Annotated in this window: 30 protein-coding genes and 3 pseudogenes; 10 read left to right on the top strand and 23 right to left on the bottom strand. The window is 54.5% G+C overall.

The window, feature by feature from the left end:
- Positions 1 to 83: 83 nt before the first annotated feature.
- From L6D80_RS19475 to L6D80_RS19385, 19 genes and pseudogenes are all read right to left on the bottom strand, one after another.
- Positions 84 to 332: a hypothetical protein gene (locus L6D80_RS19475; protein WP_023383644.1), complete on the bottom strand. Its 249-nt coding sequence runs from the start codon at positions 330 to 332 to the stop codon at positions 84 to 86.
- 263 nt (positions 333 to 595) lie between these two features.
- A complete protein-coding gene (locus L6D80_RS19470; RefSeq protein ID WP_023383643.1) occupies positions 596 to 940 on the bottom strand; it encodes a hypothetical protein in 345 nt (114 codons plus the stop codon).
- 96 nt (positions 941 to 1,036) lie between these two features.
- Positions 1,037 to 1,450, bottom strand: a complete 414-nt coding sequence (locus tag L6D80_RS19465) for a phage protein NinX family protein (RefSeq protein ID WP_023383642.1) — start codon at positions 1,448 to 1,450, stop codon at positions 1,037 to 1,039.
- Positions 1,451 to 1,482: 32 nt separating this feature from the next.
- Positions 1,483 to 1,818, bottom strand: coding sequence for a hypothetical protein (locus tag L6D80_RS19460; RefSeq protein ID WP_128637215.1), 336 nt, complete (start codon positions 1,816 to 1,818; stop codon positions 1,483 to 1,485).
- Positions 1,819 to 1,974: 156 nt separating this feature from the next.
- Positions 1,975 to 2,196 (bottom strand): hypothetical protein, encoded by a 222-nt coding sequence (locus tag L6D80_RS19455; protein ID WP_023383640.1) that lies wholly within the window; start codon positions 2,194 to 2,196, stop codon positions 1,975 to 1,977.
- Between the two features lie 43 nt (positions 2,197 to 2,239).
- Entirely contained in the window at positions 2,240 to 2,662 is a 423-nt protein-coding gene (locus L6D80_RS19450; protein ID WP_445009160.1) for a ParB/RepB/Spo0J family partition protein, read from the bottom strand.
- Between the two features lie 72 nt (positions 2,663 to 2,734).
- Positions 2,735 to 2,983, bottom strand: coding sequence for a hypothetical protein (locus L6D80_RS19445; protein WP_023383639.1), 249 nt, complete (start codon positions 2,981 to 2,983; stop codon positions 2,735 to 2,737).
- Positions 2,984 to 3,093: 110 nt separating this feature from the next.
- The gene (locus tag L6D80_RS19440) at positions 3,094 to 3,840 is read right to left on the bottom strand and encodes a hypothetical protein (RefSeq protein WP_148299956.1); all 747 of its coding nucleotides are present in this window, start codon (positions 3,838 to 3,840) and stop codon (positions 3,094 to 3,096) included.
- A 174-nt stretch (positions 3,841 to 4,014) separates the two neighbouring features.
- Positions 4,015 to 4,272: a hypothetical protein gene (locus L6D80_RS19435; protein ID WP_151883543.1), complete on the bottom strand. Its 258-nt coding sequence runs from the start codon at positions 4,270 to 4,272 to the stop codon at positions 4,015 to 4,017.
- Positions 4,273 to 4,289: 17 nt separating this feature from the next.
- A complete protein-coding gene (locus tag L6D80_RS19430; RefSeq protein ID WP_060501508.1) occupies positions 4,290 to 4,670 on the bottom strand; it encodes a hypothetical protein in 381 nt (126 codons plus the stop codon).
- A gap of 26 nt (positions 4,671 to 4,696) precedes the next feature.
- Positions 4,697 to 4,948: a hypothetical protein gene (locus tag L6D80_RS19425; protein WP_060501507.1), complete on the bottom strand. Its 252-nt coding sequence runs from the start codon at positions 4,946 to 4,948 to the stop codon at positions 4,697 to 4,699.
- Between the two features lie 88 nt (positions 4,949 to 5,036).
- The gene (locus L6D80_RS19420) at positions 5,037 to 5,435 is read right to left on the bottom strand and encodes a hypothetical protein (protein WP_060501505.1); all 399 of its coding nucleotides are present in this window, start codon (positions 5,433 to 5,435) and stop codon (positions 5,037 to 5,039) included.
- Between the two features lie 77 nt (positions 5,436 to 5,512).
- Positions 5,513 to 5,743, bottom strand: coding sequence for a hypothetical protein (locus L6D80_RS19415; protein WP_060501503.1), 231 nt, complete (start codon positions 5,741 to 5,743; stop codon positions 5,513 to 5,515).
- A gap of 101 nt (positions 5,744 to 5,844) precedes the next feature.
- Positions 5,845 to 6,066 (bottom strand): hypothetical protein, encoded by a 222-nt coding sequence (locus L6D80_RS19410; RefSeq protein WP_060501501.1) that lies wholly within the window; start codon positions 6,064 to 6,066, stop codon positions 5,845 to 5,847.
- Positions 6,067 to 6,110: 44 nt separating this feature from the next.
- On the bottom strand, positions 6,111 to 6,323 hold the full coding sequence (locus L6D80_RS19405) for a hypothetical protein (protein WP_060501499.1): 213 nt from the start codon (positions 6,321 to 6,323) through the stop codon (positions 6,111 to 6,113).
- Positions 6,324 to 6,410: 87 nt separating this feature from the next.
- Entirely contained in the window at positions 6,411 to 6,587 is a 177-nt protein-coding gene (locus L6D80_RS19400) for a hypothetical protein (RefSeq protein WP_156342222.1), read from the bottom strand.
- Between the two features lie 11 nt (positions 6,588 to 6,598).
- Positions 6,599 to 6,946: a type II toxin-antitoxin system ChpB family toxin gene (locus tag L6D80_RS19395; protein WP_060501497.1), complete on the bottom strand. Its 348-nt coding sequence runs from the start codon at positions 6,944 to 6,946 to the stop codon at positions 6,599 to 6,601.
- Entirely contained in the window at positions 6,943 to 7,197 is a 255-nt protein-coding gene (locus L6D80_RS19390; RefSeq protein ID WP_060501495.1) for an AbrB/MazE/SpoVT family DNA-binding domain-containing protein, read from the bottom strand. The genes L6D80_RS19395 and L6D80_RS19390 overlap by 4 nt, the downstream gene beginning before the upstream one ends.
- Positions 7,198 to 7,272: 75 nt before the next feature.
- A pseudogene (locus L6D80_RS19385) lies at positions 7,273 to 7,491 on the bottom strand (tyrosine-type recombinase/integrase); the annotation flags it as partial.
- 114 nt (positions 7,492 to 7,605) lie between these two features.
- Between L6D80_RS19385 and L6D80_RS19380 the strand changes: the two are divergent.
- From L6D80_RS19380 to L6D80_RS30370, 5 genes are all read left to right on the top strand, one after another.
- A complete protein-coding gene (locus L6D80_RS19380; protein ID WP_032904872.1) occupies positions 7,606 to 9,087 on the top strand; it encodes a site-specific integrase in 1,482 nt (493 codons plus the stop codon).
- The gene (locus L6D80_RS19375; RefSeq protein ID WP_034139406.1) at positions 9,080 to 10,993 is read left to right on the top strand and encodes a hypothetical protein; all 1,914 of its coding nucleotides are present in this window, start codon (positions 9,080 to 9,082) and stop codon (positions 10,991 to 10,993) included. The genes L6D80_RS19380 and L6D80_RS19375 overlap by 8 nt, the downstream gene beginning before the upstream one ends.
- A complete protein-coding gene (locus tag L6D80_RS19370; RefSeq protein ID WP_227496825.1) occupies positions 10,990 to 13,041 on the top strand; it encodes an integrase in 2,052 nt (683 codons plus the stop codon). The genes L6D80_RS19375 and L6D80_RS19370 overlap by 4 nt, the downstream gene beginning before the upstream one ends.
- The gene (locus L6D80_RS19365; RefSeq protein ID WP_080761479.1) at positions 13,038 to 13,463 is read left to right on the top strand and encodes a hypothetical protein; all 426 of its coding nucleotides are present in this window, start codon (positions 13,038 to 13,040) and stop codon (positions 13,461 to 13,463) included. Before L6D80_RS19370 ends, L6D80_RS19365 begins: the two co-directional genes overlap by 4 nt.
- 220 nt (positions 13,464 to 13,683) lie before the next feature.
- Positions 13,684 to 14,478 (top strand): DNA translocase FtsK, encoded by a 795-nt coding sequence (locus L6D80_RS30370; protein WP_020301990.1) that lies wholly within the window; start codon positions 13,684 to 13,686, stop codon positions 14,476 to 14,478.
- Between the two features lie 256 nt (positions 14,479 to 14,734).
- Here L6D80_RS30370 and L6D80_RS19350 read toward each other — a convergent pair.
- The 4 genes and pseudogenes from L6D80_RS19350 to L6D80_RS19335 form a co-directional block, all read right to left on the bottom strand.
- A pseudogene (locus L6D80_RS19350) lies at positions 14,735 to 15,205 on the bottom strand (IS5 family transposase); the annotation flags it as partial.
- Positions 15,206 to 15,264: 59 nt separating this feature from the next.
- A complete protein-coding gene (gene ltrA, locus L6D80_RS19345; RefSeq protein WP_010466266.1) occupies positions 15,265 to 16,533 on the bottom strand; it encodes a group II intron reverse transcriptase/maturase in 1,269 nt (422 codons plus the stop codon).
- 255 nt (positions 16,534 to 16,788) lie between these two features.
- Positions 16,789 to 17,951 (bottom strand): IS3 family transposase gene (locus L6D80_RS19340; protein ID WP_087148787.1). Its coding sequence is split into 2 segments (ribosomal slippage): positions 16,789 to 17,696 and positions 17,696 to 17,951, totalling 1,164 coding nucleotides; the frame shifts between segments, so codons are not numbered across the junction.
- Positions 17,952 to 18,290: 339 nt separating this feature from the next.
- A pseudogene (locus L6D80_RS19335) lies at positions 18,291 to 18,803 on the bottom strand (IS5-like element ISPre1 family transposase); the annotation flags it as partial.
- A 461-nt stretch (positions 18,804 to 19,264) separates the two neighbouring features.
- Here L6D80_RS19335 and phnC point away from each other — a divergent pair.
- From phnC to L6D80_RS19310, 5 genes are read left to right on the top strand one after another with little or no spacing between them, the layout of a single operon-like run.
- The gene (gene phnC / locus L6D80_RS19330; RefSeq protein WP_003118432.1) at positions 19,265 to 20,092 is read left to right on the top strand and encodes a phosphonate ABC transporter ATP-binding protein; all 828 of its coding nucleotides are present in this window, start codon (positions 19,265 to 19,267) and stop codon (positions 20,090 to 20,092) included.
- Entirely contained in the window at positions 20,089 to 20,952 is an 864-nt protein-coding gene (phnD, locus tag L6D80_RS19325; RefSeq protein WP_010562501.1) for a phosphate/phosphite/phosphonate ABC transporter substrate-binding protein, read from the top strand. The genes phnC and phnD overlap by 4 nt, the downstream gene beginning before the upstream one ends.
- Positions 20,953 to 20,960: 8 nt before the next feature.
- Positions 20,961 to 21,788: a phosphonate ABC transporter, permease protein PhnE gene (gene phnE, locus L6D80_RS19320; protein WP_010466252.1), complete on the top strand. Its 828-nt coding sequence runs from the start codon at positions 20,961 to 20,963 to the stop codon at positions 21,786 to 21,788.
- 8 nt (positions 21,789 to 21,796) lie between these two features.
- Positions 21,797 to 22,807, top strand: a complete 1,011-nt coding sequence (gene ptxD / locus L6D80_RS19315) for a phosphonate dehydrogenase PtxD (RefSeq protein ID WP_003127732.1) — start codon at positions 21,797 to 21,799, stop codon at positions 22,805 to 22,807.
- On the top strand, positions 22,801 to 23,670 hold the full coding sequence (locus L6D80_RS19310) for a LysR family transcriptional regulator (RefSeq protein WP_010466239.1): 870 nt from the start codon (positions 22,801 to 22,803) through the stop codon (positions 23,668 to 23,670). The genes ptxD and L6D80_RS19310 overlap by 7 nt, the downstream gene beginning before the upstream one ends.
- The last annotated feature ends 170 nt before the right edge of the window (positions 23,671 to 23,840 follow it).

Here is a 23,840-nt window from a genome sequence, read left to right as displayed (position 1 = left end):
CGGGCGCGAAAACCGCGCTTGCTTCTACGTCCTCGGCCCCGGTTTTTAGGCCGGGGCTTGAGGTGCTGCTGAGCGGTTTCCTATCAGTTCGACTTACCGGCCTTCATGTGTACATTCAGCGCATTGCGCATGTACTGGACGGGCTCAGGCATGGGATGGCTTTTACCTGGTTTGGTCTTGCGTTCATGCTTGGCATACTCGCGCTGCACCTTCTCCCAGTCCTTGGGATATTGAGCCTGGAACGCCGCCAGGAACTGCTCAAAGCTGAACCCAGCTTCCAGCGATTCCACCGTTGCCTGGATCTTCTCGGCCTTCTTCACGATCACGCTCATGCATGGTGCTCCCTGTCAGTTTCGCGGACGCGAAATTGGGCGTCCCTCTACTGCCGCTGCCCAGCTCGATGGCTGGGCTTGGGCGGTACCGCGTTTTCCTCGTTAGCGGGACGGTGGCTTCGGGGCTGCCGATTGCTGGCTGGGCTTACCCTCTTTCCCGGTGCCACGGCAGGGCTCGCAACGGCCCTGGGTAACGTAGCCATCACCGCCGCATACTCGGCAATCATTGCTGCTCTTGATGTTCATGGTGTCCGATTTCCGAGTTAGTCACGCCTAGGCTTGAATACAGCCCAGCCTCCCACTAGCGAGAGCACAGCACACGCGACCACTCGAACATAAAGCGCGCCCTCCGATTGTTCACCCAAAATGTACAGCGCTGCCGCCGCCACGATCGAAAGTAGGAGCGCTGTGCCAAACAAAACGGCAAAAGGATGCCGCAAAATGTTGCGGAGCTCACGGCTCTGCTCCCGTTCTACGGCCATCTGGGCCATCACCCGAGCTTGTTCAGGGCTCGTCTTTGCTACGTCAGCCAGAACCTCCTGTATGAACTGATCTTTTGGCATCACCATTGCCGGTGATTCAGGGCTATCGATATGGCGGGTACTCATCTGTTCAGCTCCTTGCGAGGGAAGGTCGGGGTCGTGAAACCCACGCCCCGGTACCGCGAAAGCCCACGCTTGGCGGGCTGGTTGTCTACGGTTTTCCTATACCTGGTGAGGTGATTTGATCGCTGGCGTCTCTGCCGTGCCGAAAAGTGCTTCTGGAACCATAACGGTATCGCCCAGTTGCGAAGCCACGACAGCGCGGCAGATGGCAACCAAAGGGCTATCGCCACCCTGGTAGCGTTGATCTTCTAGGCCAGAAACCCAAGCCTCCCAACAGTCCTCGTTTACCTCGATCAAATTTACGCGGTACTCAAATATGAACGGACCGCCCTGATTCCAATCGGTGGACGGTGTGTAACCACCTGGAACGCGGATAGGATTCAGGCGGAAACCGGTGATTACGGAGTGCTTGCCGTCAACCTCAACCAGTTTCTCACCATCGGCTTTAGCCACAGCCCAATCCAAGGCTGCCCCAGCCAATTCGCTAGCTTTTGCTTTCACAGTCGTGGTCATGGCCTCGTTTTCCTAGACGTTCAGTGCTTGGATCAAACCCAACTCATTGAGCGCTTCATGCTTGCAAGAATTGGTTCAAGAGCTATGCAATCCTGTTTATTTGAGGCTGAAACAACCAAATGCCGAGCATTACAATGCTGGCACTCACCGAACTGGACGCCATGACGCACAGGAACAACAAGCTCTTCATTTTTCGAGGGGTCTGGCGTAATCCAGGTACCACATTCTGCGCAGGGAAATTTAGGCAAAATCACGCTTTCCATGCGCGTTTCATTGATGATCGCATGCAGTCTGCTAGTCATCTTTCGACTGTCTTGAGCCTCTGCTATTCGTTGCTCCCGAGAACCACGGTTTTTTGCCTGTCCCATAAACAATGCTTCCTCATGCTCTATGGACGCGCCAAAAGCGCGCCTCTGTTACGGTATCAGTCCAACGCATGTCTGGATTTTCTGCGCTGGCCGATCTGGCGCTTCTACTAACCGAGCCCCGCCACTGGCCGAGGCGTTGGTTGTACTCGATATTTCCTATTCGTCTCGTTCTCGGGTTTCGTTGTAGTGCGTCCGCTCAGTGCGAGGGTCTTTGGCGTACAACCAGAAAAACATCACCCAGGTCAGGCTCGAAACAACAATCGCGCTCCAGCCGTTTCCGACCCCGAACAGCAGCCAGCCGACCAGGCAGGCAATGACGTACAGCAAAGTCACTACCAGAGAACGTCTGAACACCCAAGCGAAGTAGTCAACGTTCATCGCAGCCTCCGCCAGCGTTATCGTTAATGGCCATCCTGGTTTCCTACAACTTCTCGCTATTAATCCTGCATCGGGCTAAAACGGCATTGATGCGTGCTTGCAGTTCCGGGTTAGAGGCCGCGGCCTCGCGAAGGTCAGGTAGCTGCTCTATCACCAGATCAGCCACATTCTCGCCAAACTGTTCGATAAGCCTCTCCAGGTTGCGAACCGTTTCTTCGGGGGCTATGCGCTCGCGACTCATATCGGCGATGAGTGACGCTGCGGCGCAGTCCTCCTCGTCGAGTTGGAGCACCCTGATTGGGACTATATCCATCCCCAACTTCGTAGCCGCAAGCCACCGAACCATGCCTCCGCCAGGGGTGATTTCATAGCGGTGGCCCACCTTACGAACGAGAATTGGCTCCAGGATACCAATGTCTTTGATACTGGCAGCCATAGCGTCCACCCGGCTCTGGCTAGGTGGCATAGCAAGGGTGCTATTGGGCAAGATTTTGCTGGTTTGAAATGCCGTAGGTGTGCTCATCGCTGTTTTCCCGGATCAGCTGGTGGTGTGCGCCGGGGCTTGCGGAATCAGGCCGCGAGCCTGCTCGCCCTCGGTGACTTTCATGAACATCGCGTTGCAGTGAGGGCACTCCGAAAGGGTGTCCCACACGTCACCGTTCGGCGCTGGCTGGGTTTCAATGCTCTGTTTGCAGGCCGGGCACTCGAAGGCGATCAGCTTGATGCCCTGAGCTTTCAGACGGTCGTTGTACTCGGTGTAACGCTGCATCAGGGTGGCGGTGGCCATGTCGTCTCCTACGATGGGGTGGACGCCAAAGAGGCATCCTTCTACTGCCGCTGCCCAGCATGGGCTGGGCTTGGGCGTACCTGGGCGCGGTTTCCTATCTCCTTACAGGTTCAGATATCCCATTGAACTCTCTCTTTAGCGTAGAACTCTGAGACTGCAGACGGTTTCCAGTAATCCCCAAAGTCGGGCATCCCAAGAATGTCCCTGGCCATGGTCATAGAGCCCAGCACCATCTCTTCCTCAGCCCATATTGCGATCCAGCCAGGATCGTCTTCAGGGACTGGCCTGCCAGGTCGCCAGCCTAGAACTTCAATTATCAGAAAGACAATATCAAGCGTAACATCGCCGAGAGCAGCGCTAGCTTGAAGAACCTCATTTTCTGCTGGTGTGAGAGGCGTTGGGCCAGGGTAACCTAGTGTGCTAACCAGCATCGTCTCTGCCACGCCGTAGTCCAGGTTTGCAGGGGGTGGGATAGCTTCACCGTATTTGGCTAGCCAACGCGAGGCGGCTTGTTCATTCTTAGCTCGATAAAAGGCTTGATGCAATGAATGTTCAGGTTCGATAACGGCTGGAGGATACGCTACGAAGGGCAGTGAGGTAATGACGTAGCGATTGGTTTCAGGGTCTATGTAAAAATCGATATGTGAGTGTTGGGTATCGAACTCGGGGCAGCGATTCAGGCTGAGTCGAACCCTTAGCGCTGGCGAGATGTCTTCAAATACATCCGTAAGCGCCTTGTTGCAAAAATTACCAAGGCCTTTATCTGCTTCGACCTGACGTCTACAACTCGTGGGCGTTGTCCACTGAGCCAGCTTGACGTTGCCACACGTGCTACAGGTTGCAATCCAAAACTTCATAGAAACCTTTCACCTATTCGAACTCAGGACGTGGCGCGTTATCTGCGCTTGATGATTTTCCCTGGTAACGGCGCTGGTCACGCCTGGGCTTCTTCCAGGCCTTCGATGGCTGTTCTACAGCATCCTCTACTGCCTCGGCCCAGCGAATGGCTGGGCTTGGGCGGTGCCGTTTTCCTACAGGGTCATGATCGTCAGTTCTGGCTTCGGCATGTCGGGCGAAGCTCCCAGCACCTTCTCGCCCAGGACAGTGCAGGCGTTCAGGTACTTGTCGTAAGCCTTGTCGATGTTCTCCAGGATTTCTTGCAGGTTGCCGGCCGGAGCTGCACCAGACTGGTAATCCGCCAAGGCCTGACGGGTCACCGCCCACGCCTTGCGTGCCATCTGAGCCTGGCGCAATTCGATTTCAAACGCATCGGTACTGATAGTCGTCATGGTCACGATTTCCTTGATCAGCGGCCGAGCCAAACGCGCTTACCGTCAGCCCAGTCGTAGAGCTGGTCCAGCATGCTGTTGAGGTCTGTTAGCGGTGTAAAGTCCTCTTCGCCGTCATAGCTGTCTGGCTTCAGTGCTTCCATGCCCTCAACGATATGGGCCAAATCTTCGTCCAGGTCGGTAGACTCCCAATCCAGCCAGTCAGCGGGAACTCGGCTGCGGATCAGCGCGCCAATGTGATTGGCCACCTGCGCCGCATGCTCGTTGGAGGTGTTCGACTGATCTTCATGCAGAATCGCCTTGATGTCGATTTTGCGATCCCACACAGGCTTGCCAGCGGCACGGCGCTCTGCTGCTACCCTGTGGTTCTCGACGATACTCTCGATGGTGCGGGGCATAAGTGCTTTCCTAGACAGTTGGGGGTTCAGTTGGTCGGTGCGGACTGCACCTTCTGCGGCCACGCCTCTTTCACGGCTTTTGCCTCAGCCAGCAGGCTGTCGCGCTCCTGCTCATCGAACTTGCACTGCCCATACAGCGCGTCGAGGTAGCCACGCACGTACTCAAAGCGCAAGGCGGCCTCCTGGCTACTCAGCGACTGGCGAATCGTCTCGATATGAAAGCGGACGCTGCTCGTTTCCAGCTTGGACTCGGCGGCAACGGCGGGGGCTTGGGTCATGTGTGGGGTTCCTTGCGATCTAAAGGGGGTGGGTTCTACTGCCTCGGCCCAGCGCATGGCTGGGCTTGGGCGGTGCCGTTTTCCTCGATCAGTTCACTGGTTTTTCATCGTCAGAAAAGTAACCGCCGAAAGGCTCATCGAAGTGCTTACTTCTTTCGTCCGCTGCTTCGTCTGAGCTGGCCGGACCGGTGAGCCACATTGCATCCGCAGATGCCCGACTTGCGAACTTCCAACGCTCCTGGTCGTCGTAATGAAGATCAATAGTCAACACGACTGGAAGCTCTGTACTGGCTGCACCTACCGGCTCTGCAAACTCAACGCTTTCAGCGCAGTACCAATCCCAAGCCGCATCGCTGGTTTCAAAAAGTGGGCGCCAAGCGACACCAACGGTTCCATCGTAGATCAAGTACAACCTGCGGCCATCCTCGAAGTCGACCGCACCTACCGAACGTGACATATCTTTTTCCTGCTCGATCCAGTTGGCCAAAGCGGCCTGCTCCTACCGACAAGGCCCGCACATGGCGGGCAAGTGATCGGCGGCGGCTTCCGTGAAGTTGATGGGGTTCAGGCTTCCTCGGCCGCTTGGCGCGCAGCCTCGGCCAGGGAATACAACTCCTGCTCTTCTTCGGCATCGATCAGGCCGAGCGCCGCTAGGGTGCGCAAGCGCCCCTCCACTTCGGCGCGCTCTTGGGCAAGGATTGCCACTGGGGTACTGCGCAGCGCATCGATCAACCGGCGCAGGGCCTGATTAACGGCCTGCACTTGCTGGGTTTTGAGGGTGATGGTTGTGCTCATGGGTGTAGTCATTCCTTTGATTGGTGGACGCCGGAAAACGGTCATCCCTCTACAGCCTCGGCCCAGCGCGGGGCTGGGCTTGGGCGTACCTGGTCGTTTTCCTACCTGTAGCGGGATGAAATGAGCCACATGCGATGCTCAATCTTCTCGATCTGCGGCGAGACCTCCTTGGAAATAGGTGGCTTGCCTAAAACGCGCCGAATCCAGGCGTAGACGGGCAAACTCCAAAAGCCTAATTTATGTTCCAGATGCAATCGCTGTCGCTGCAACGCTATGAGCGCGCCGCCAACCTGTTTTTGCCATGCCGATTTCGCAGCCTTCATCGTCGAACTCCGTAGAGTTAATGGGGTTTATTCTCGGCATGGGCCTATTTGGCCGAGCGACCTTCCTTCCAGGTCATCGCGTAGAAAATGACGATGCCTACAATGGCGCCGATAGGGCCTGCGCGCTCAATCCATGTGGTTGAAAACGTGGGGAAGGCCAGTTTTAGCCCTATGAGAAGCATGGTGGCAACGAGCCACCCAAAGCCTGCTGCCACGGGTGTGAGCAAAATCCGTTTGACGATCAGGTCCGTGTTCATAGCGACTCCTTTTGGGTTGTTAATGTGCCGGTTCAACGTGGCTGCCCAGCTCGATGGCTGGGCTTGGGCGGTGCCGTTTTCCTCGATTTACTGGCTCTTTGGCTGAGCCTTGTTCTTAGCGCGCTTGGACAACCCAAGGGCAACCGCGAAAGCGATGCCAATCACAGCTAAAACGGCTGCAACGGTCTGATTCCCAAGCAAACCTGCGGTAGCACTTGCCGCGAGGGCTAAACCAGCTACCAATCCTAAACTTCCGTCGTTCATCCGGTTTTCCTTTACTCAAACAGTGCCTGCACACGGGCCAGCACTTCGTCCATTACGACCTCGGGCACCGCCTCCACGCGCTTGGCGCCGCGAGCCTCAAGGTCAACCGTGCGAATCTGGTTGCACAGCACCACACCTTGAGTTTCGGTGCCGCTTCCGCTCAAGGTCACGGCGAAACCGGCGTACCGGGCGAAGTCGCCTCCTTGGGTGATCGGTGCGATCACTGCCAGCCCGGTGGCGTTGTAGGCCGCTGGAGTCAGTACCAACGCTGGGCGAAAATCGCCCTGCTGCTCTCGCCCCTCGGTGGGGTTCAGGTTCACTCGCACAATGTCGCCACGGTTGAATTTGGCTCGCTTCACGCTTCACGACCTACCGGCTTCATGGCATTCCAACCCGCAAGCTCTGCCGGCTCCGGCGCGGACAAGTCGCACTGCTGCATCAGGTCCGCCAACTGATAATGCGGCTTGGCTTTCGCCGGCTTGAGCGTCATAACCTCAGCAGACACATCCAATTTCAGAACGTCGCCGCTGACCAACTTCATGAGCTTGAGCACGGTAGCCGGCAGACGAATCGCCGCACTGTTGCCCCACTGCTGAACTTTGACTTCCATAAGCACCTCCGTAACGTATAGCCATTGTAGATACTTGCCACTCTATGCGCAAGCACCAATGTAGAAACATAGTATCTACAAAGCCACTTCAAAGGCTCGCCGTATGGTGTCCGCATTTATCGCCAGGTAAGGCTTGCTGTGGTCGAGCTGGGCATGCCCGAGAATCGTTTGAACAATGTCCACATCGCCAGTCGCAGCCAGCACCGTCGCGGCCAGCGTGCGCCGACCGCTGTGCGATGAACCATGCTTGATACCCGCTTGCCGGTAGATGCGGCTGAACGTCTGTTGCAGCGCTATTCCATAAGTTAGACCCCTGGGTTGAATCGCTTAACAAAAAGAACATTGACAGAAAGGATTGAGTATTGAGTCCATGCCTCATAGGATTGACGATTTCTCTAGGGAGTGGATATGTCCTATGTGAATCCGCGATACCACGGCCGTTTGGTGCTTGTTCCGCGCGTTCGGAATGCCTTTGCAGAGATTTACGTCTCTCAAAAGCCACGTGGTGCTATCGAGAATTTGCTTGCGGCGTCTGAGCCATCGAGAACGCTTTATCAACTCAATGAGTTCGGGGCGCAGGAGGGCGAGGGAGACCTTTTCAATTTCCCGTTCCTTTTCCATAGGGATGGCAGACCCTGGTTCGAAGCGAATTCGTACTTGCTGAATCATGTGAGGCATAAACCTCTTGTTGGCAGACCCATAGATGATGTTCGTCGTCGGGCCAGCAAATTGCTTGATTATCTGACCTTTTGTGAAGATGAAGCGCTTGATTGGCTGGATTTCTCTGGCCGTCGTCCTGCTTTGCGCCCTACATACAAATATTTCGCTCATTTGGTTAACGAAGGAAAACGTAGCGCGGCAGTCATCAATCAATTCACTGGAGTGGTATTCGATTTTTATAAATATGTGGCGGCTAATTGGCATGACATCGACATCGAACGTGTTGATTCAGTTAAGAAGGTTCAGTTCCTATTTAAAGGCTCATTCGGTAGCAAATTAATAACTGCCGAAAAACGCAGTCAAACTAAATCGACGCCGGCTTCTAGCCCTGTGCCAATTGGGTTTGTTCGGGAGGACGGTGAAGACCTCCGGCCATTGGCCAATGTTGAGCTTGGCGAATTGTTGGGTATGTTGAAGGGCAAAGGATGGACGGTCCAACAACGACTTATTCTACTGACTGCATTGATGACAGGTGCACGAAAACAAACAGTTCTGACAATGCGACTGAAGCATTTGAATTCATTTACAGAAGGAAATTTGCTGAACGACGGTACTTATCTAATGCGTGCAGGTCCGGGCACGGGTATGGATACGAAGCGAGATAGAAGCCAGCAACTATATTTGCCTAGCCAGCTAGTTGAAGAATTAAAGGTTATGGCTAATAGTCCAGCGGCGGCCAAGCGACGCTCAAAGCTGCGGAGCCATTTTGAAAAAGAGTATCCTGAACTCCCCGCTTTGGATGAAGGTGATATGTACGTATTCCTGTCTGACCAAGGGGGATGCTATTACATGGCAAAAGACGATCCTCGCTATCCAATGATTAAATCCCGGCCGACTGGTCAGGTTACAGATACCATCACGCGCAAGCTGTTGGTCAAAGCATCTGATAAGTTTCCAAAAAGTTTTTCTTACCACTGGCTTCGGGCGACTTATGCTTTTCAGCTCTATCAGCATCTGTTACCACTTTTGGCGTCCGGTCAGATTCGCCCAGGGGAAGAGATTTCTTTTATTCAGCACCGATTGCATCATAAAAATAGAGAAATGACTGAACATTACCTTAAGCTCTTCAAGATGCACTCTGAAAAGTTTGCAGCGCAAGAACTGTATGAAGAGGTGCTGTTTCGCTTTGGAAGTTATGAAGATTTGAAATTGGAGACGCTCGATGAGTGATGCGCAAGCAAAAATGACTCATCGTGAAACCGATATTTTTACGGTAGCGCAACTCAGTCAGGAGTTTTTGCGGCCTGAGCGAATTCGTATACAACTCAATAAGGACGTAAAGGCGTTGCCTATTGATATAGGCTGCTTTGCTTATGTGGAGCGCGGGAGAAATAAGAGCCATATTGATAGTCGATGTAATCCGGTTGTAGAAATGTCACTTTTCAAAGATCGGCTCGAATTGATTAGGAGAATAATAGCATCGTTCGCCGTTATGGGTAATCACAGAACCATCCATAGTGAGTGTAGGTATTTTGCGCAATTGCTGACTTGGTGTGATACCAATAACCACACTGATGTATTTTCGACGGCGAGTTCAACAATAACTGCGTATCAGAGTTATACGCAGCATCTTAATCATTTAATTGCTGTAGGCAAAATTGTTCCGGTTAGTGCTTGTAATTTTCAACGAGCTTTCATCAGGCTCATTGTTCTGCGCTTTCCCGAAGAGTCCAGATATATAATCGGCAATGCTATCCGGATTAGGTTTAATAGAGGTGGGGTTAAACCACCGAGGGAGCAGCATGTTGAGATTTACTTGAAAGCATGTGTCGCACTCGCCCGCAACCTGAGCGAGTTTGTAATAGGTGAAAATCCGTTTCCATGTGTTGTCGAGTACGATAATTGCCAAGTCGTTATTTTTCCATCTAATAAAGGAGTGTTCAGTCCTTACATAGAAAGAAAGCTTCATGTTTATAATTATTCTGCTCGCCGAATTTCTACAATTGAAGAGTATATAGATTCCCTTGTGGGTGACGGTGCTTATGTAAGGCGTTCCGCAGTTCGCCGAGCAGTGGATGGCGCCTTAGATAATTTCAAGTCAGCCAACTGTGATCCTAGGCACGAACAGCGACTTCGATTGGCGGCTCTAGCTGCCAAGGCGTACGCTTGCATTTTTCTTGTAATTACTGGTGCTTCACCAGCAGAGTTCGTGCAGTTTGATTATGAAGAAGATACAGCTCTTGAGAAGTCTCTGGTTAAAAAAGAATTCTCTGCTATTAAATTTAGGGCGGGCGGTAAGAAAACTCGATACGCCATCGGAAAGCAAAACGGACTAAGCCTCTTGAGGGGATATCTCAAGCTTAGAGCATGGATTTTGAATGGAGAAACCTTCGGCAAAATGTTTTTCAATATGAATAAATGTGGTGGGTATACAGGAGGGTGTACGCAACTGCCGCAGGCGTTTTCTAGCGTTTTTTATAAAACGATCAGTGGCATCTATCTTGATCCGGACTGTCCGAATATTAGCTCCAGAGCCGTAAGGAAATTCAAGAGTGTTGTACTGCATGGGCTAGGGCTTTCACCGACAACGGTTGCAGATGTCATGAATCATACGGTTTCCACCAATGTGTCTGATTACGTACAAACGTCTATCGAGCAGCAGGAGAGCGAGTTTGGTAGTTATTGGCAGTCTGTTCGCAAGGCCGCATCGGTCATACGCGAGCGGAGAGGTGCCGACTCCTTCGCTACGGCTACTGGGCACTGTGATGACTTTAACAACCCCTCACCGATAGATCCGGTGGTAGTGATTCAGCCCAGTTGCAAAACGCAATACGGATGCCTGTACTGCAAGCACTATGTCTGTCACTCAGATGAAGAAGATTTACATAAGCTTTTCAGTTTGCAATTCGTAATTAATGCGGTTCGCAGCGCGGCGCCCGACTTACATCATGCCGACACGTTATTTAAAGACTTGATGATTCGTATTGAGTTCATTATTGGAGTAATTGGAGGTCGTTCGGCTACAAGCGCCGAATTGACTGTCCTGATAAGGCGTAAAGTTAACGTATTGGGTGAGTTAACTCCGTTTTGGGAAAATCGATTACAGCGCTATGAAAAAATGGGAGTCGTATTTTGAGTGCTGGATATGTGAGTGGGCTATTTATAAGCTCTGACAAGTCAGACTCAGTTGCTCCAGATGCTCTGGGCAATTCTACTGTCGCACCTTCTGCTGATTTCGTCCTTTGTCGAGATAAGAACGGCAAGCCGACTGCTACTTATGGAGATGATGCCTGGGACTTCAACCCATACAGGTTGAGCGCAAAAAAAATAATGGCACTGAATTTTAATTCTATCTTTGCTGAGGGCGGTCCTGAGCAAGAAGCGTTGATCGCGGAAGTTAAGTATATCCTGTTTTGTCTGATTTACAGTGCCGGGTCCGGACGTGTCGGTAGGCTATCACCATCAACACTTTTGCAATATTTTGTAGAGTTTCGTATTGCTGCTCGGTTTTGCTTTGATCAAAAAAATAAGCCGTTGGTAGGTGTTTTGTCGATGCGGCAGTTGCTGATAACACCAGTGTATTTCGCAGTTTTTGTTTCTCAGAATAACAAAAGAACAAATTTCAATAGAACGTTTAGAGGGCTTTTAAATCACTTGCTCACCATTGGTGAGCAGCGGTTAGGATACAAGGTTATAAGTTCAAACGATCTGGAGTTTGGTCGAACGAAAAGTATGCAGCATCCAGTTATACCAACCCATATATATCTTGGTATTATTAATCAACTGGGAAATTTTCTTGATCAACTGTACCTAGGGCTCGACGGGATTGAGAATTTTATTGCTTGCTTTGCTGACTTTTTTTACGGGCGTTCAAAAAACCAACAAAGGACGCGTGGTGCTGGCGGGGAAAAGCATCGTAGGCCTACGTTTGAGCAAGCACTCAAAAGCCATGGTCTGAGCAAGATCATGAGTGACGAGTTCGCCTGCTCAGACCGAAGACAATTATCTAGGTCGTTAATGGCAATGCAATGTGTAGTAAAAACTATTATTCATCTCTACACCGGCATGCGGGATCAGGAAGTACTCCGATTATCCTATAACTGTCTAAGTCAAGAGGTAGCTGTATCCGAGACTGTGGATGATCATGGCTCAGTGCGAGATAGCGCTAGGATGATCAGTATCATTTCTACTACTACCAAGTTCGAGGGTTATAGAAAGGAGGAGTCCTGGCTGGCCACCGAAGAAGTGATCAAAGCCATAAAGGTAGCGCAAGCTATTTGTCGAGGCCTTTGTGTATTATACAGAATTGATAATCCCGAGAAATGCCCCTTGTTTCTAAACTCTGCAATTTTGCTTCATGAAGACACGGAGGTTGGGGTTGGTAGGTTGGATAAGCGTGCACGGGAAATGAATTGGTCTAGAGGTATTTTGATCCAGTCAGCTGATCTGCGAGAGCTCACGCTAAGTGATCCGGAACGTGACTACTCTAGTGATAATAGATACGCTTTAGGCAAGCCATGGCCAATAAGTTCTCATCAATTACGACGCTCATTGGCATTTTATGCAAGTAGTAGTGGCTTTGTGTCGTTGCCGAGCTTGAAGTCGCAGTACAAACATATGACGATTCAGATGACTCGGTATTACGCGAACAATTTCGAAAACCTGAAAACTATTTTTGGCTATTTCGACGTAAAAAAGAACGAGTTTGTTCTGCCCGCGTCGCATGTTGCCTTGGAATTTCAGGTGGGAATGCCCATGGCTGTGGCAAATCAGCTTCTAGCAGATTTGCTTGGTAAGGAGACATCACTCTTTGGTGGCACCGGGTCCTATATGGAGAAGCAAAAAGCTCGAGTAGAGAGCGGGGAGTTGTGCGTGGAAGATGTCCGCGCTGAAACCCTTAGCAGGGTTAAGAACGGAGAGCTTTACTACCGTTCAACTCTTTTAGGCGGTTGCACGAAAGTAGGTAGATGCGATTCTTTCCTGCTCGGCGACTTTGTTGAGTGCTTGTCGTGTGAAGGAGCAATAATAAAGTCGGAAAAAATAGCTGATGCTATTGTAACAATGAATTCCGAAATTGCGTCCTATGAAAAAAATTCTGTTGAGTATCAAATAACAAAAATCGATCTGGACAAACTCGTGAGCTTTCAGGCTCGTGTGATTGAGACTAGAAGGGTTGAGCGATGAAGGCTAAAGATGGGGTTAGTAGGGGGGTGATTGTCTGCGAGGAAGCTTTTAACCGCCTTGTAGATGGTGCGCCGGTTGTTTCAGAGCATGTTGGTATTGACTCATCGAAAATTACGGCTGGCATTGTCAGTGTGGAAGCAGGATTCGATCGTGGCTATCTGAAAAAGTCACGAAGAATCCATCAACCCCTAATTGCACGGATTGAGGCTTATCGGGTAGAGGCCGCGTCCAGTAAAACAACTCGTTCGCCCAAGGCGCAAGCAATTAAGCGGGTACAGGACAAGCTAGCTGTGCTGGAGGATGAGTTAAAAGTTGCCTGTCACCAGCGAGATGTTGTACTTACACAGAATCTGCAACTGTATGAGCGGGTAAGGGAGTTGGAGCGGGAGCTCGCACGAGTTCAGCCAAGGTTCGGTGGGTAATTGCACGGACTTAACCACCCAGATTCCAGCGTGTGCGGCGTTCTGGCTGGCAAGCGTCAGCTCGATGGGCATGACGATGAATGGGCCGGTCACGGTAAGCAGCTCCGACAAACGCTGTGCGGCAGCACTGGAAGAAATGGCATCCACCGTGTAGATCCTACAGGCTACATTGGTTGAACAGAAATCCCGCCCGGTTCGCCGGGCCTTCAAGGAAATCGATATGTCTTGGTTTGATAGGTTGTTTCATTTCTCACGCACCAATGACATACCTCAACCTACATCGCGCCCTAGACCACCTCGCAACGAGCCACCCAAGCCAGCGGTCATTGGCTCTTACAGCGATATTGGCGACCCGCTATACATCCAGGCAATCAGCTTCGTACTAGATGCCAGGCGAGCTTCCATCAGTGGGGTCCAGCGGCATCTGAAAATCGGGTACAACCGGGCAGCTAGATTTATTGAAGCCATGGAGTTTGATGGGTTCGTATCGCCACTTAACGCTGCAGGTGAGCGTCGTTTGCTATCGACCGAAGAACGCAGTGCCCACCTTCTTGGTCGCACCGGACAAAAGCCAGGCAGTCCAAACGCTGAGCTCGAACAAAAGCCGACTCGCAGTAAGGCACTCCCTTGCCCAGAAAGAGTTGAGATTCCACCGCTTACGGGCAGAATCAAAGGCACTAGGGATATTGGGTTCGACATCGTTGGAGAGTCGCATTATCAGGCGGCTTTGAGAACACTCAGGAACTCCAGATGCTTGGCCGAGGATAATGACTTTGAAGCGTTCATTGTGACCGAACCTAACAACCCCCATGACGCCAACGCATGTGCAGTTTTCATAGATGGGTTCAAAGTGGGCTATCTGCCGAGAGAGGCGGCAGCCAGTTTTGTCGCACAGATTGGGGACCAAGGAATTCACGGTGTTTCATGTTTCCAGCTCAGAGCCAAATTGGTAGGTGGGTACGGCACTAAATTGAAAATTGGTGTGATGGTCAATCTACCCCCCGGCGATGAGTGAGAACTGTCAGGATACGCCACCGCTTATCAGCCCGCCTCGCGGGCTAAGCCCATAGGAGAGGACCAATTTCAGGCCTCGGCATTGAGTAGGAAAATATTCTATGGCTTTAGGGATGGTCTGAAGTAGTTGTGTATTTCTGGCTGACTTCAGCCCCTGCCGATTTTAAAAGCGGCAAATCGATCAAAAACGCTCAGATCACCCGCTTATTTCTGTGTTTTTAGCCGCCGCGAGCACCTCGCGGCAGCCATTTTCCACATTACAGGCGCACCTCTCCTGCATTCGCCAGTAAATGTCGGCGCGCCATCCACAGGTTCGACAGCGCGAACAGCGTCATCAGTTGCGCCGTGTTCTTCGCCAGACCACGGAAGCGCACCTTCACATAACCGAACTGGCGCTTGATCACCCGGAACGGATGCTCGACCTTGGCTCGTACCTGAGCCTTGGCCTTCTCAATCTTGCGCTTGGCTTTGTACAAAGCACTGCGCTTATCAAGCTTCTTGTAAGTACTACGGCGGGCGGCGATCTGCCAGATGACCCCCCGGCCTTCATGTTCAGGGCGTTTCTCGACGCCGGTGTAACCCGCGTCGGCACCGACCATGTTCTCATCGCCGTGCAGCAGCTTATCGACCTGGGTGACATCGGCCACGTTGGCCGCCGTGCCCACCACGCTGTGCACCAAGCCCGACTCATCATCGACACCGATGTGCGCCTTCATGCCGAAGTGGTGAGTCGGCCGCGGGAACTGCCCCCGCAGCCGCTCGCAGAACCGTACGTGACACTCTCGCGTCATACGGCTCCCGTTATCCAACCTTGCTGCCCGGTCACTCGCCAGTGATGAAACAGCCGGGGTACCACAGTCCGCATCTTGTCCAGCCATTGGCTAATGCGCCGCTTGCGCCTATGAAGAGCCTTGTATTTTCGTCGGGCCCAGCGTTCAAGCGCGCGGTCAATGTGCTGGAAGATGCCAAGCATGGCTGTCCGATAGAACGAGCCATAGTATTGCGACCACCCCTGTATCACTGGATTGTAGAGCCGAGCCACGTCGACCAGCGTCACGTGGGTTTGGCGATTGAGTCGCCACCTGCGTACCGCTTGCCGCATCCGCTTTAAGGCATCCGCACTCGCTCCCGGAAGGAAGCTCGTGAAGAGCTGGTCTTGTTTGCTGAGCGCCTTCCTCGGCCTAAAGGTGAAGCCGAGGAAGGTAAAGCTCACATGCGGATAACCTGCGCGACGGTTACTGTCCTTGCAGTACACGACCTTCGATTTCTCGGGGTGCATCGTCAAGCCACAGGCAGCCAGCCGTGAAGCAATGGAGCGCATCACGTACTCCGCTTGCTTTCGACTGCGGCAGTGCACCACCGCATCATCGGCGTAGCGGGCAAACGGGCAGTTGGGGCTGGTACGTTGCATCCAGGTGTCGAAGGCATAGTGCATGAACAGATTCATCAGGAGGGGACTGATCACTCCACCTTGCGGGGTGCCGCGTTCGCGTCGGACGCGCATACCGTGATCCGTTTCGAACGGCGCAACCAGCCACCGCTCGATGTACAGAAGTATCCAGTCCTCCTTGATGTGCAGGCGCACCGCCTTCATCAGCAACCCATGATTGATCTGATCGAAGGCTGCCTTGATATCAAACTCCACCACCCAGTCGTATCGCCAGCAGCGCTCACGCGTGATCGCCACCGCCTGCTTCGCTGATCGTCCCGGCCGGTACCCATAGGAGTCCGAGTGGAAGATCGAGTCCAGCTCCGGCTCGATGAGAAGCTTGACCACGGTTTGCGCGACACGATCACCAACCGTGGGCACTCCCAGCTTGCGCGTGCCTCCCGATGCCTTGGGAATTTCTACTTGCTTGACCGGAGGCGGGAAGTACGACCCCGACGACATCCGATTCCACAGCTTGTAGAGATTCTTAGACAGATCCCGCTCGAAATCGGCGATGGTTTCATCGTCGATGCCGGCAGCACCGCGGTTGGCCCTGACCTGCTGGTAGGCGTCCCATACCGTGCGTTTCGCTATGTCATAAGGTTTCGCCGAGCTCACGCCACTCATCCCCGGAGGTTGGCAACGCTCGTCGGCCGGATAACGCCGCCCCTTCGCTCCACCTCCATTACAGAGGCTTCATCGCTACTACGGGAGGCTCCGCCCCTCGTTCCAGCATCGGTATTCTTCCTCATGGTGTTGGCCATTTGTCATTTTCCTTCGCATCTGGAACAAGGTTCTCACGTTCCGTACCAAAGCCTGTATGAAGATCATGCCGCCTATACACCGGCTGCCATCGGGTCCGTAAGCAGGTAACTGTAGTGGTCAACTAATCCCGGACACGACGTTAAGTTTTTTCTCGGCCTGAGCCGGCGTTAGCCCGCCATTAAATTGATGAGGCCGTATCCAGTTGTAGCGATGCATCAAATAATGACTGATGTCTCGTTGTGCCTGCTGAACCGACATATAACCCACTGAAGGTATCCACTCGGTTTTCAAGCTGCGAAATACTCGCTCCATCGGCGAGTTGTCGTAGCAATTGCCCCGGCGACTCATGCTCTGGCTGATGCGGTACCGCCACAGACGCTGACGGAAGTGGCGACTTCCATATTGCGATCCCTGATCCGAATGAAACAGCAGCCCTTGAGGCTTCCCGCGTTGCTCATAGGCCATATCCAGTGCTTTGGTGACCAAGTCAGCATCCGGGTTTCCTGATAACGCCCAGCCCACTATCCGGCGAGCATAGAGATCCATAACCACGGCCAGGTAGTGCCATTTCCCTTGCGCCCAGATGTAGGTGATGTCACCGCACCAAACCTTGTTTGGCTCGGGAACATCGAATTTACGATTCAGTGTATTTGGAATGTCAGGCCGCTCGACCGTTGCTTTTTTGTAGGCATGCGAGCCAGGCTGCTTGCTGATCAACCCCAGTTCCCGCATCAAGCCTCGCACCTTGAAACGCCCGATCTGCTCGCCATCATCCTGCATCATCGACACGATACTTCGGCTGCCAGCAGCGTTTCGGCTCTGGGTGAACAGTTCGTTGACTCGACTGCGTAATCGAATTCTCTCAACGCCCGGAGAACGCCGCCTGAGGTGATGGGCGTAGTAAGTCGAACGGGTGATTTCGAACACCTCGCACAAGCAGTCAACAGGTTCATGGGCGCTTAGCTGATGGATCAGTGCGAACGCTCGAGATCTTCCGACATCAAGAGCGCGGTAGCCTTTTTTAATATCGATTTCTCTCGTTCAAGACGGGCGATTCGGGCTTCCAGTTCCTGGATCTTTTGCTGCTCTGGGGTGAGCGCCTTGCTCTGCGGGGTGACGCCTGTGCGTTCCTGCAGAAGCTGACTGACCCAACGGCGCAGGGCCGACTCGCCAATGCCGAGTGAACGACTGGCTTCGATGCAGCTGTAATTTTGTTTGAGTACGAGGTCAGCAGCCTCGCGTTTGAATTCAGCGGAAAAGACACGACGTTGCTTGGTCATCTGACACCTCGATATGGCGAGCATTCTCGCCTAAATGAGTGTCCGGTTTCATTAGACCACTACAAACGCCCCGACTTGTCCTGAAGCCAGTACTCCACCTCAGTTTCGGCAGCACCTTGGGCATAACGATGCGTCATCGGACGGTTTGCTTTCGCTCATCTTCTCCATACTCACCTGCCATCCTCAGGGATGACTTTTCCTCGGTCGCTCACCACCACACCTTTTGGATGCAGCAGCACCGGGTGGTTTGAAGTCCGCTCCTGCAAGCCGACTTCAGAAGGCCTACTTCCATCTTCGGCACAGCAGCACAGGTCATCTGACCTGTGTTCGTGACACACAGTACTGGTTACCCTTCTTGGTCTGATGCATTTCCGGGTCGCGCTTACCGTCCTTGTTCTTGGTCGAACTCGGCGCATTGATCAGCGTGGCATCGACGATCGTGCCTTGGCGCAGCGACAGCCCTCGGTCGCCCAGATAGCCATTGATGACAGCCAAGATGCCGGCGGCTAGTTCGTGCTTCTCCAGCAAACGACGGAAGTTGAGGATGGTGGTTTCATCGGGGATACGCTCCAAGCTCAGCCCCGCGAACTGGCGCAGGATGGTGGTCTCGTACAGCGCCTCTTCCATCGCTGGATCGCTGTAACCGAACCAGTTTTGCATCAGGTGCACGCGCAGCATCGCCATCAGCGGATAGGCCGGACGACCGCCTTCACCCTTGGGATAATGCGGCTCGATCAAGGCAATCAAACCCTTCCACGGCACCACCCGATCCATCTCGATCAGGAACAACTCTTTGCGGGTTTGTTTGCGCTTACCGGCGTACTCGGCGTCGGCGAAGGTCATCTGCTTCATCGGGAAACTCGGTGGGTGGAATCCGGGTATTTTGCCAAAATCTGGAAGTCTTCTTCAGAGTTTCCCTAGCATTAAGCTGGGCGCGACAACAGACGTCTAGTTGGGCGGCACCTGAAGGTTTCGACCAGCCACATAACGGCCTAGGTCAATCGACGGGCAAGAATAGAATGTCTCCTATAGTCCGCTAGTGTGCGCTCTCTTGCTTGGATGGCATTACGTTCTGGCCCAACGTTACTGTAGCGAATCCGCAGCAGTATCAATCAAAGCCTCCTGTATCCCGCGTGAAGAAAGACGCTACGTTGCGCCCGTTCTTCCACGGCTTCGCTTGCCGCCCCGCTACGGCAGATTCGAAGTATTCATCGAAATGTCATCCTTTAGAAGCAGTGCGGTAACAAGGAATTTCTACCCTTTGCATCGCGAACCGCAATTGTGCGGCCAGCAATATTGCGAAAGGTGATCAAATGACGCCCCATCCGATACAGGACGCCGTGCTGCGGGTCGACCGGTTGAGCGTCGTCTATCCAGGCGGCGTGACAGCCCTACGCGATACCTCGATTGCATTTCGGCGTGGTGAGTTCACCGTGCTGCTTGGTCTCTCGGGCGCAGGCAAGTCGACCTTGCTCCGTAGTCTCAATCGACTCGTCACGCCCACTGGCGGCAGTGTCACCAGCGAACTCGGTGAACTCGGCAGCGGCTCGGCCTTGCGTCAGCATCGTCGGCGTACCGCCATGATCTTTCAGCACCACCAGCTAATCGAACGTCAAAGCGCACTGGCTAATGTGCTTACCGGTCGGCTGGCCTTTCACAACACGCTCCGCTCGCTGTTTCCTCTGCCGCGTGCCGATCAGGAGATTGCGCTCAGTTGCCTCGCTCGGGTCGGTCTGGCAGACAAGGCGCTAAGCCGGGTGGACAAACTGTCCGGTGGCCAGCAGCAGCGGGTAGGCATCGCGCGTGCGCTAGCGCAACAGCCGGCGATCATTCTGGCCGATGAGCCGGTAGCCAGTCTCGACCCGGCCACTTCGGTCCGTGTTCTCGGATTGCTGCGCGACATCTGCAAGGAAGACGGCATCACCGCCATCGTTTCGCTGCATCAACTCGAATATGCCCGCCGCTTCGCCGATCGCGTCGTCGGGCTGGCCGATTCTCAGATCGTTTTCGATGCCGCGCCCTCGGAACTCACCGATGCGCAGCTTGAGCGCATCTATGCAGGCCGCTCTACGACTCAGCCAGCGAATGCTCCGGCTGAACCACCTGTCATGCTCGAACCTTCACTGGAGATGTCCCGATGAAACGCTTATCCGCGCTCTTATTGACTTGCTTGCTGTCCGCTGTTTCAAGTTTGTCCGCCCTAGCGGCCGATGCCGATCCGGATGTGCTAAAGGTTGCCCTGCTGCCGGACGAAAACGCCTCCGAGCTGATCAAGCGTAACCAGCCGCTGAAGGATTATCTGGAAGAGCATCTGGACAAGAAGGTGCAGCTGATCGTAACCACCGACTATTCCTCGATGATTGAGGCGATGCGCTTTGGCCGTATCGACCTGGCGTATTTCGGTCCGCTGTCCTACGTCATGGCCAAAAGCAAAAGCGACATCGAGCCCTTCGCTGCCATGGTCATCGACGGCAAGCCGACCTATCGCTCGGTGATTATCGCCAATGTGGCGTCAGGCGTGAATGAGTATGCCGACCTTAAGGGCAAGAAGATGGCCTATGGTGACCGGGCATCGACGTCCAGCCATTTGATTCCCAAAGCCGTGCTTCTTGAGACGGCCGGTTTGACGGGTGGGCAGGACTACGAACAACATTTTGTGGGCACGCATGACGCCGTTGCCGTCAACGTGGCGAACGGCAACGCCGATGCGGGTGGGCTGTCGGAGGTAATTTTCAATCACGCAGTCGAACGTGGCCTAATCGATCCGAGCAAGGTGAAAGTACTTGGTTACAGCGGCGAATACCCCCAGTACCCCTGGGCGATGCGCTCGAACCTGAGCCCCGAGCTGAAAACCAAGGTGCGGGATGTATTCGTCGGTATCGACGATCCCGAAGTGCTGCGCAACTTCAAGGCCGAGGCCTTCGCGCCAATCACCGACGCCGACTACGATGTGATCCGCAACATGGGATCGCTGCTCGGCCTCGACTTCGCCACGATGTGAGCACCGATATGTCTACTCATTACGACGTGCAGGCGCTGCCTGCAGAGCAACGCGAGCACATCCTTCGAGGCTTCGGCCTCGGTTGGTGGCGCCAGCTGGGGCAGGTGGCGATTGTATTCGGAGTGGTGCTGTTGGCCTGCTGGTACGTGGGGCTGCTCGATGCCACCACGCTGCTGAACGGGCTGCCCTCCATCGCGACCCTGGCAGGCGAGGCCATGCCGCCAGACTTTTCGGGCTATCGAAGCTGGATTCGCCCCTTGATCGACACCTTGGCGATGAGCATCGCCGGTACGGCCATCGCAGTGGTGTTCTCGCTGGTGGTGGCCTTCGTTGCAGCGCGCAATACGGCGCCGCACCCCCTTGTGTTCGGTGTTGCCCGGGTGCTGCTCAATGCCCTGCGGTCGGTGCCGGAGCTGATCATGGGCATCATCTTCGTTGCAGCCGTAGGGTTCGGCGCCTTGCCGGGCGTGCTTGCCCTGGGTCTGCATTCGGTCGGCATGGTCGGCAAGTTCTTCGCCGAGGCCATCGAGCACGTCGACGAAGCGCCGGTGGAAGCCGCTCGGGCGGCGGGGGCTACGCCGATGCAAGTGCTGCTGCACGCGGTTTTGCCACAGGTGACGCCGCAGTTCGCCGACGTGGCGATCTACCGCTGGGAATACAACTTTCGCGCCTCCACCGTGATGGGCATGGTTGGCGCCGGCGGTATCGGCTTCGAACTCATGGGCTCGCTGCGCATCATGCAGTACCAGGAGGTTGCAGCAATCCTGCTGGTCATCCTGGCCATGGTCACGCTAGTAGACGCCTTCAGTGGCGTGCTGCGCAAACGTTTCAAATAGGACAAACCATGCTGCCGAAACTCGTTATAACTCACCGAGTACACGATGAGATCCTGCAACTGCTGGCGCCACATTGCGAGCTGATGACCAACCAGACCGACAGCACGCTGCCGCGCGAGGAAATTCTGCGCCGCTGCCGCGATGCTCAGGCGATGATGGCGTTCATGCCCGATCGGGTCGATGCAGACTTTCTTCAAGCCTGCCCTGAGCTGCGTGTAGTCGGCTGCGCGCTCAAGGGCTTCGACAATTTCGATGTGGACGCCTGTACTGCCCGCGGGGTCTGGCTGACCTTCGTGCCTGATCTGTTGACGGTCCCGACTGCCGAGCTGGCGATCGGACTGGCGGTGGGGCTGGGGCGGCATCTGCGGGCAGCAGATGCGTTCGTCCGCTCTGGCAAGTTCCAGGGCTGGCAACCACAGTTCTACGGCACGGGGCTGGATAACGCTACGGTCGGCATCCTTGGCATGGGCGCCATCGGACTGGCCATGGCTGATCGCTTGCAGGGATGGGGCGCGACCCTGCAGTACCACGAGGCGAAGGCTCTGGATACACAAACCGAGCAACGGCTCGGCCTGCGCCGGGTGGCGTGCAGCGAACTCTTCGCCAGCTCGGACTTCATCCTGCTGGCGCTTCCCTTGAATGCCGATACCCAGCATCTGGTCAACGCCGAGCTGCTTGCCCTCGTACGGCCGGGCGCTCTGCTTGTAAACCCCTGTCGTGGTTCGGTAGTGGATGAAGCCGCCGTGCTCGCGGCGCTTGAGCGAGGCCAGCTCGGCGGGTATGCGGCGGATGTATTCGAAATGGAAGACTGGGCTCGCGCGGACCGGCCGCGGCTGATCGATCCTGCGCTGCTCGCGCATCCGAATACGCTGTTCACTCCGCACATAGGGTCGGCAGTGCGCGCGGTGCGCCTGGAGATTGAACGTTGTGCAGCGCAGAACATCATCCAGGCATTGGCAGGTGCGCGCCCAATCAACGCTGCGAACCGTCTGCCCAAGGCCGAGCCTGCCGCATGTTGAATCCGGTCTGGCTGAAGAGCCTGGTAGCGATCGTTCAAACAGGCAGTTTTCAGAGCGCGGCGAGGGCGTTGGGGCTGGCCCAGCCGACGGTGTCGCAGCACTTGCAGAAGCTTGAAGAGCAGGTCGGCGTAACGCTGGTGCAGCGCAGTCGTAGCGGCTGCCAGCCTACCACACGGGCGCTGGCCTTCATGCCGCATGCGACCGCCTTGCTCGACATGCACGCCCGGGCGCTAGAAGCCCTGCATGGCAATCGTGAGCGCGTCGGGGCCAGCTCCAACATCGGCACCTACCTTCTCCAGCCATTCGTGCGCAACTATCTGACGACCGCAAATGAGAGGGGCGAGGTGGATCTGCGCATCGCCGCCAACCCGGATGTGGCCGACCAGCTACTGGCGGGCCAGCTCGACGCCGCGATCATGGAATGGTGGCTACCTCACCCCGACTTCGAACACCGCCTCTGGCGGGTCGAGCCGCTGGTGCTTATCGTCAGCCCCGACCATGCGCTGGCTGAAGCAGGGTGCATAGAACGTGATCGTCTGGTGGACCTGCCGATGCTGGGAGGTGAACCGGGTAGCGGTACCGGACGGCTTCTGACCGAATACTTTGGCGAACTGGGCGTGCCTCGCAGCGGTATGCAGCTAGGCAGCACCGAGGCAGTCAAACAAGCAGTGAGGGCGGGACTCGGCGTGTCGTTGGTGATGGCTTCCGCAGTACAAGACGAAGTTCGCAGTGGCGCGCTGGTAGCTCTTCCCATCCCGGGGCTTGAAAAGCGTCTCCAACTGATCTGGCGCAAACCTCCCGGAAATCTGCACCCGCCGGGATTTGTGCGGCACTTATTGGAGGAGGCAGATCTAGCTGGATAAGGTGATGGATGGTTGCGATCCAGCGCTTGGCTTGTCAGCCTAGGGAAACTCTGAAAAAGACTTTCTGATTTGGCAAAATACCGCGACCCCACCCACCGAGTTTCCCGATGAAGCAGATGACCTTCGCCGACGCCGAGTACGCTGGCAAGCGCAAGCAAACCCGCAAGGAG

Source organism: Pseudomonas ceruminis, assembly GCF_021602025.1.
GTDB classification, from domain to species: Bacteria; Pseudomonadota; Gammaproteobacteria; order Pseudomonadales; family Pseudomonadaceae; genus Aquipseudomonas; species Aquipseudomonas ceruminis.
This window is presented reverse-complemented; position numbering and strand designations above follow the sequence as displayed.

What these genes read in the sequence shown, in the direction of transcription:
- phnE (WP_010466252.1), top strand. Translation starts at nt 20,961, where the DNA reads ATGTCTACTCATTACGACGTGCAGGCGCTGCCTGCAGAGCAACGCGAG.
- L6D80_RS19415 (WP_060501503.1), bottom strand. Translation starts at nt 5,743, where the DNA reads ATGAGCACAACCATCACCCTCAAAACCCAGCAAGTGCAGGCCGTTAAT.
- L6D80_RS19445 (WP_023383639.1), bottom strand. Translation starts at nt 2,983, where the DNA reads ATGGCCACCGCCACCCTGATGCAGCGTTACACCGAGTACAACGACCGT.
- L6D80_RS19425 (WP_060501507.1), bottom strand. Translation starts at nt 4,948, where the DNA reads ATGACCCAAGCCCCCGCCGTTGCCGCCGAGTCCAAGCTGGAAACGAGC.
- L6D80_RS19310 (WP_010466239.1), top strand. Translation starts at nt 22,801, where the DNA reads ATGTTGAATCCGGTCTGGCTGAAGAGCCTGGTAGCGATCGTTCAAACA.
- ltrA (WP_010466266.1), bottom strand. Translation starts at nt 16,533, where the DNA reads ATGAGTGGCGTGAGCTCGGCGAAACCTTATGACATAGCGAAACGCACG.
- L6D80_RS19435 (WP_151883543.1), bottom strand. Translation starts at nt 4,272, where the DNA reads ATGACGACTATCAGTACCGATGCGTTTGAAATCGAATTGCGCCAGGCT.
- L6D80_RS19390 (WP_060501495.1), bottom strand. Translation starts at nt 7,197, where the DNA reads ATGGAAGTCAAAGTTCAGCAGTGGGGCAACAGTGCGGCGATTCGTCTG.
- L6D80_RS30370 (WP_020301990.1), top strand. Translation starts at nt 13,684, where the DNA reads ATGTCTTGGTTTGATAGGTTGTTTCATTTCTCACGCACCAATGACATA.
- ptxD (WP_003127732.1), top strand. Translation starts at nt 21,797, where the DNA reads ATGCTGCCGAAACTCGTTATAACTCACCGAGTACACGATGAGATCCTG.
- L6D80_RS19430 (WP_060501508.1), bottom strand. Translation starts at nt 4,670, where the DNA reads ATGCCCCGCACCATCGAGAGTATCGTCGAGAACCACAGGGTAGCAGCA.
- L6D80_RS19410 (WP_060501501.1), bottom strand. Translation starts at nt 6,066, where the DNA reads ATGAAGGCTGCGAAATCGGCATGGCAAAAACAGGTTGGCGGCGCGCTC.
- phnC (WP_003118432.1), top strand. Translation starts at nt 19,265, where the DNA reads ATGACGCCCCATCCGATACAGGACGCCGTGCTGCGGGTCGACCGGTTG.
- L6D80_RS19400 (WP_156342222.1), bottom strand. Translation starts at nt 6,587, where the DNA reads ATGAACGACGGAAGTTTAGGATTGGTAGCTGGTTTAGCCCTCGCGGCA.
- L6D80_RS19475 (WP_023383644.1), bottom strand. Translation starts at nt 332, where the DNA reads ATGAGCGTGATCGTGAAGAAGGCCGAGAAGATCCAGGCAACGGTGGAA.
- L6D80_RS19450 (WP_445009160.1), bottom strand. Translation starts at nt 2,662, where the DNA reads ATGCCACCTAGCCAGAGCCGGGTGGACGCTATGGCTGCCAGTATCAAA.
- L6D80_RS19365 (WP_080761479.1), top strand. Translation starts at nt 13,038, where the DNA reads ATGAAGGCTAAAGATGGGGTTAGTAGGGGGGTGATTGTCTGCGAGGAA.
- phnD (WP_010562501.1), top strand. Translation starts at nt 20,089, where the DNA reads ATGAAACGCTTATCCGCGCTCTTATTGACTTGCTTGCTGTCCGCTGTT.
- L6D80_RS19455 (WP_023383640.1), bottom strand. Translation starts at nt 2,196, where the DNA reads ATGAACGTTGACTACTTCGCTTGGGTGTTCAGACGTTCTCTGGTAGTG.
- L6D80_RS19405 (WP_060501499.1), bottom strand. Translation starts at nt 6,323, where the DNA reads ATGAACACGGACCTGATCGTCAAACGGATTTTGCTCACACCCGTGGCA.
- L6D80_RS19460 (WP_128637215.1), bottom strand. Translation starts at nt 1,818, where the DNA reads ATGGGACAGGCAAAAAACCGTGGTTCTCGGGAGCAACGAATAGCAGAG.
- L6D80_RS19375 (WP_034139406.1), top strand. Translation starts at nt 9,080, where the DNA reads ATGAGTGATGCGCAAGCAAAAATGACTCATCGTGAAACCGATATTTTT.
- L6D80_RS19470 (WP_023383643.1), bottom strand. Translation starts at nt 940, where the DNA reads ATGAGTACCCGCCATATCGATAGCCCTGAATCACCGGCAATGGTGATG.
- L6D80_RS19465 (WP_023383642.1), bottom strand. Translation starts at nt 1,450, where the DNA reads ATGACCACGACTGTGAAAGCAAAAGCTAGCGAATTGGCTGGGGCAGCC.
- L6D80_RS19440 (WP_148299956.1), bottom strand. Translation starts at nt 3,840, where the DNA reads ATGAAGTTTTGGATTGCAACCTGTAGCACGTGTGGCAACGTCAAGCTG.
- L6D80_RS19380 (WP_032904872.1), top strand. Translation starts at nt 7,606, where the DNA reads ATGTCCTATGTGAATCCGCGATACCACGGCCGTTTGGTGCTTGTTCCG.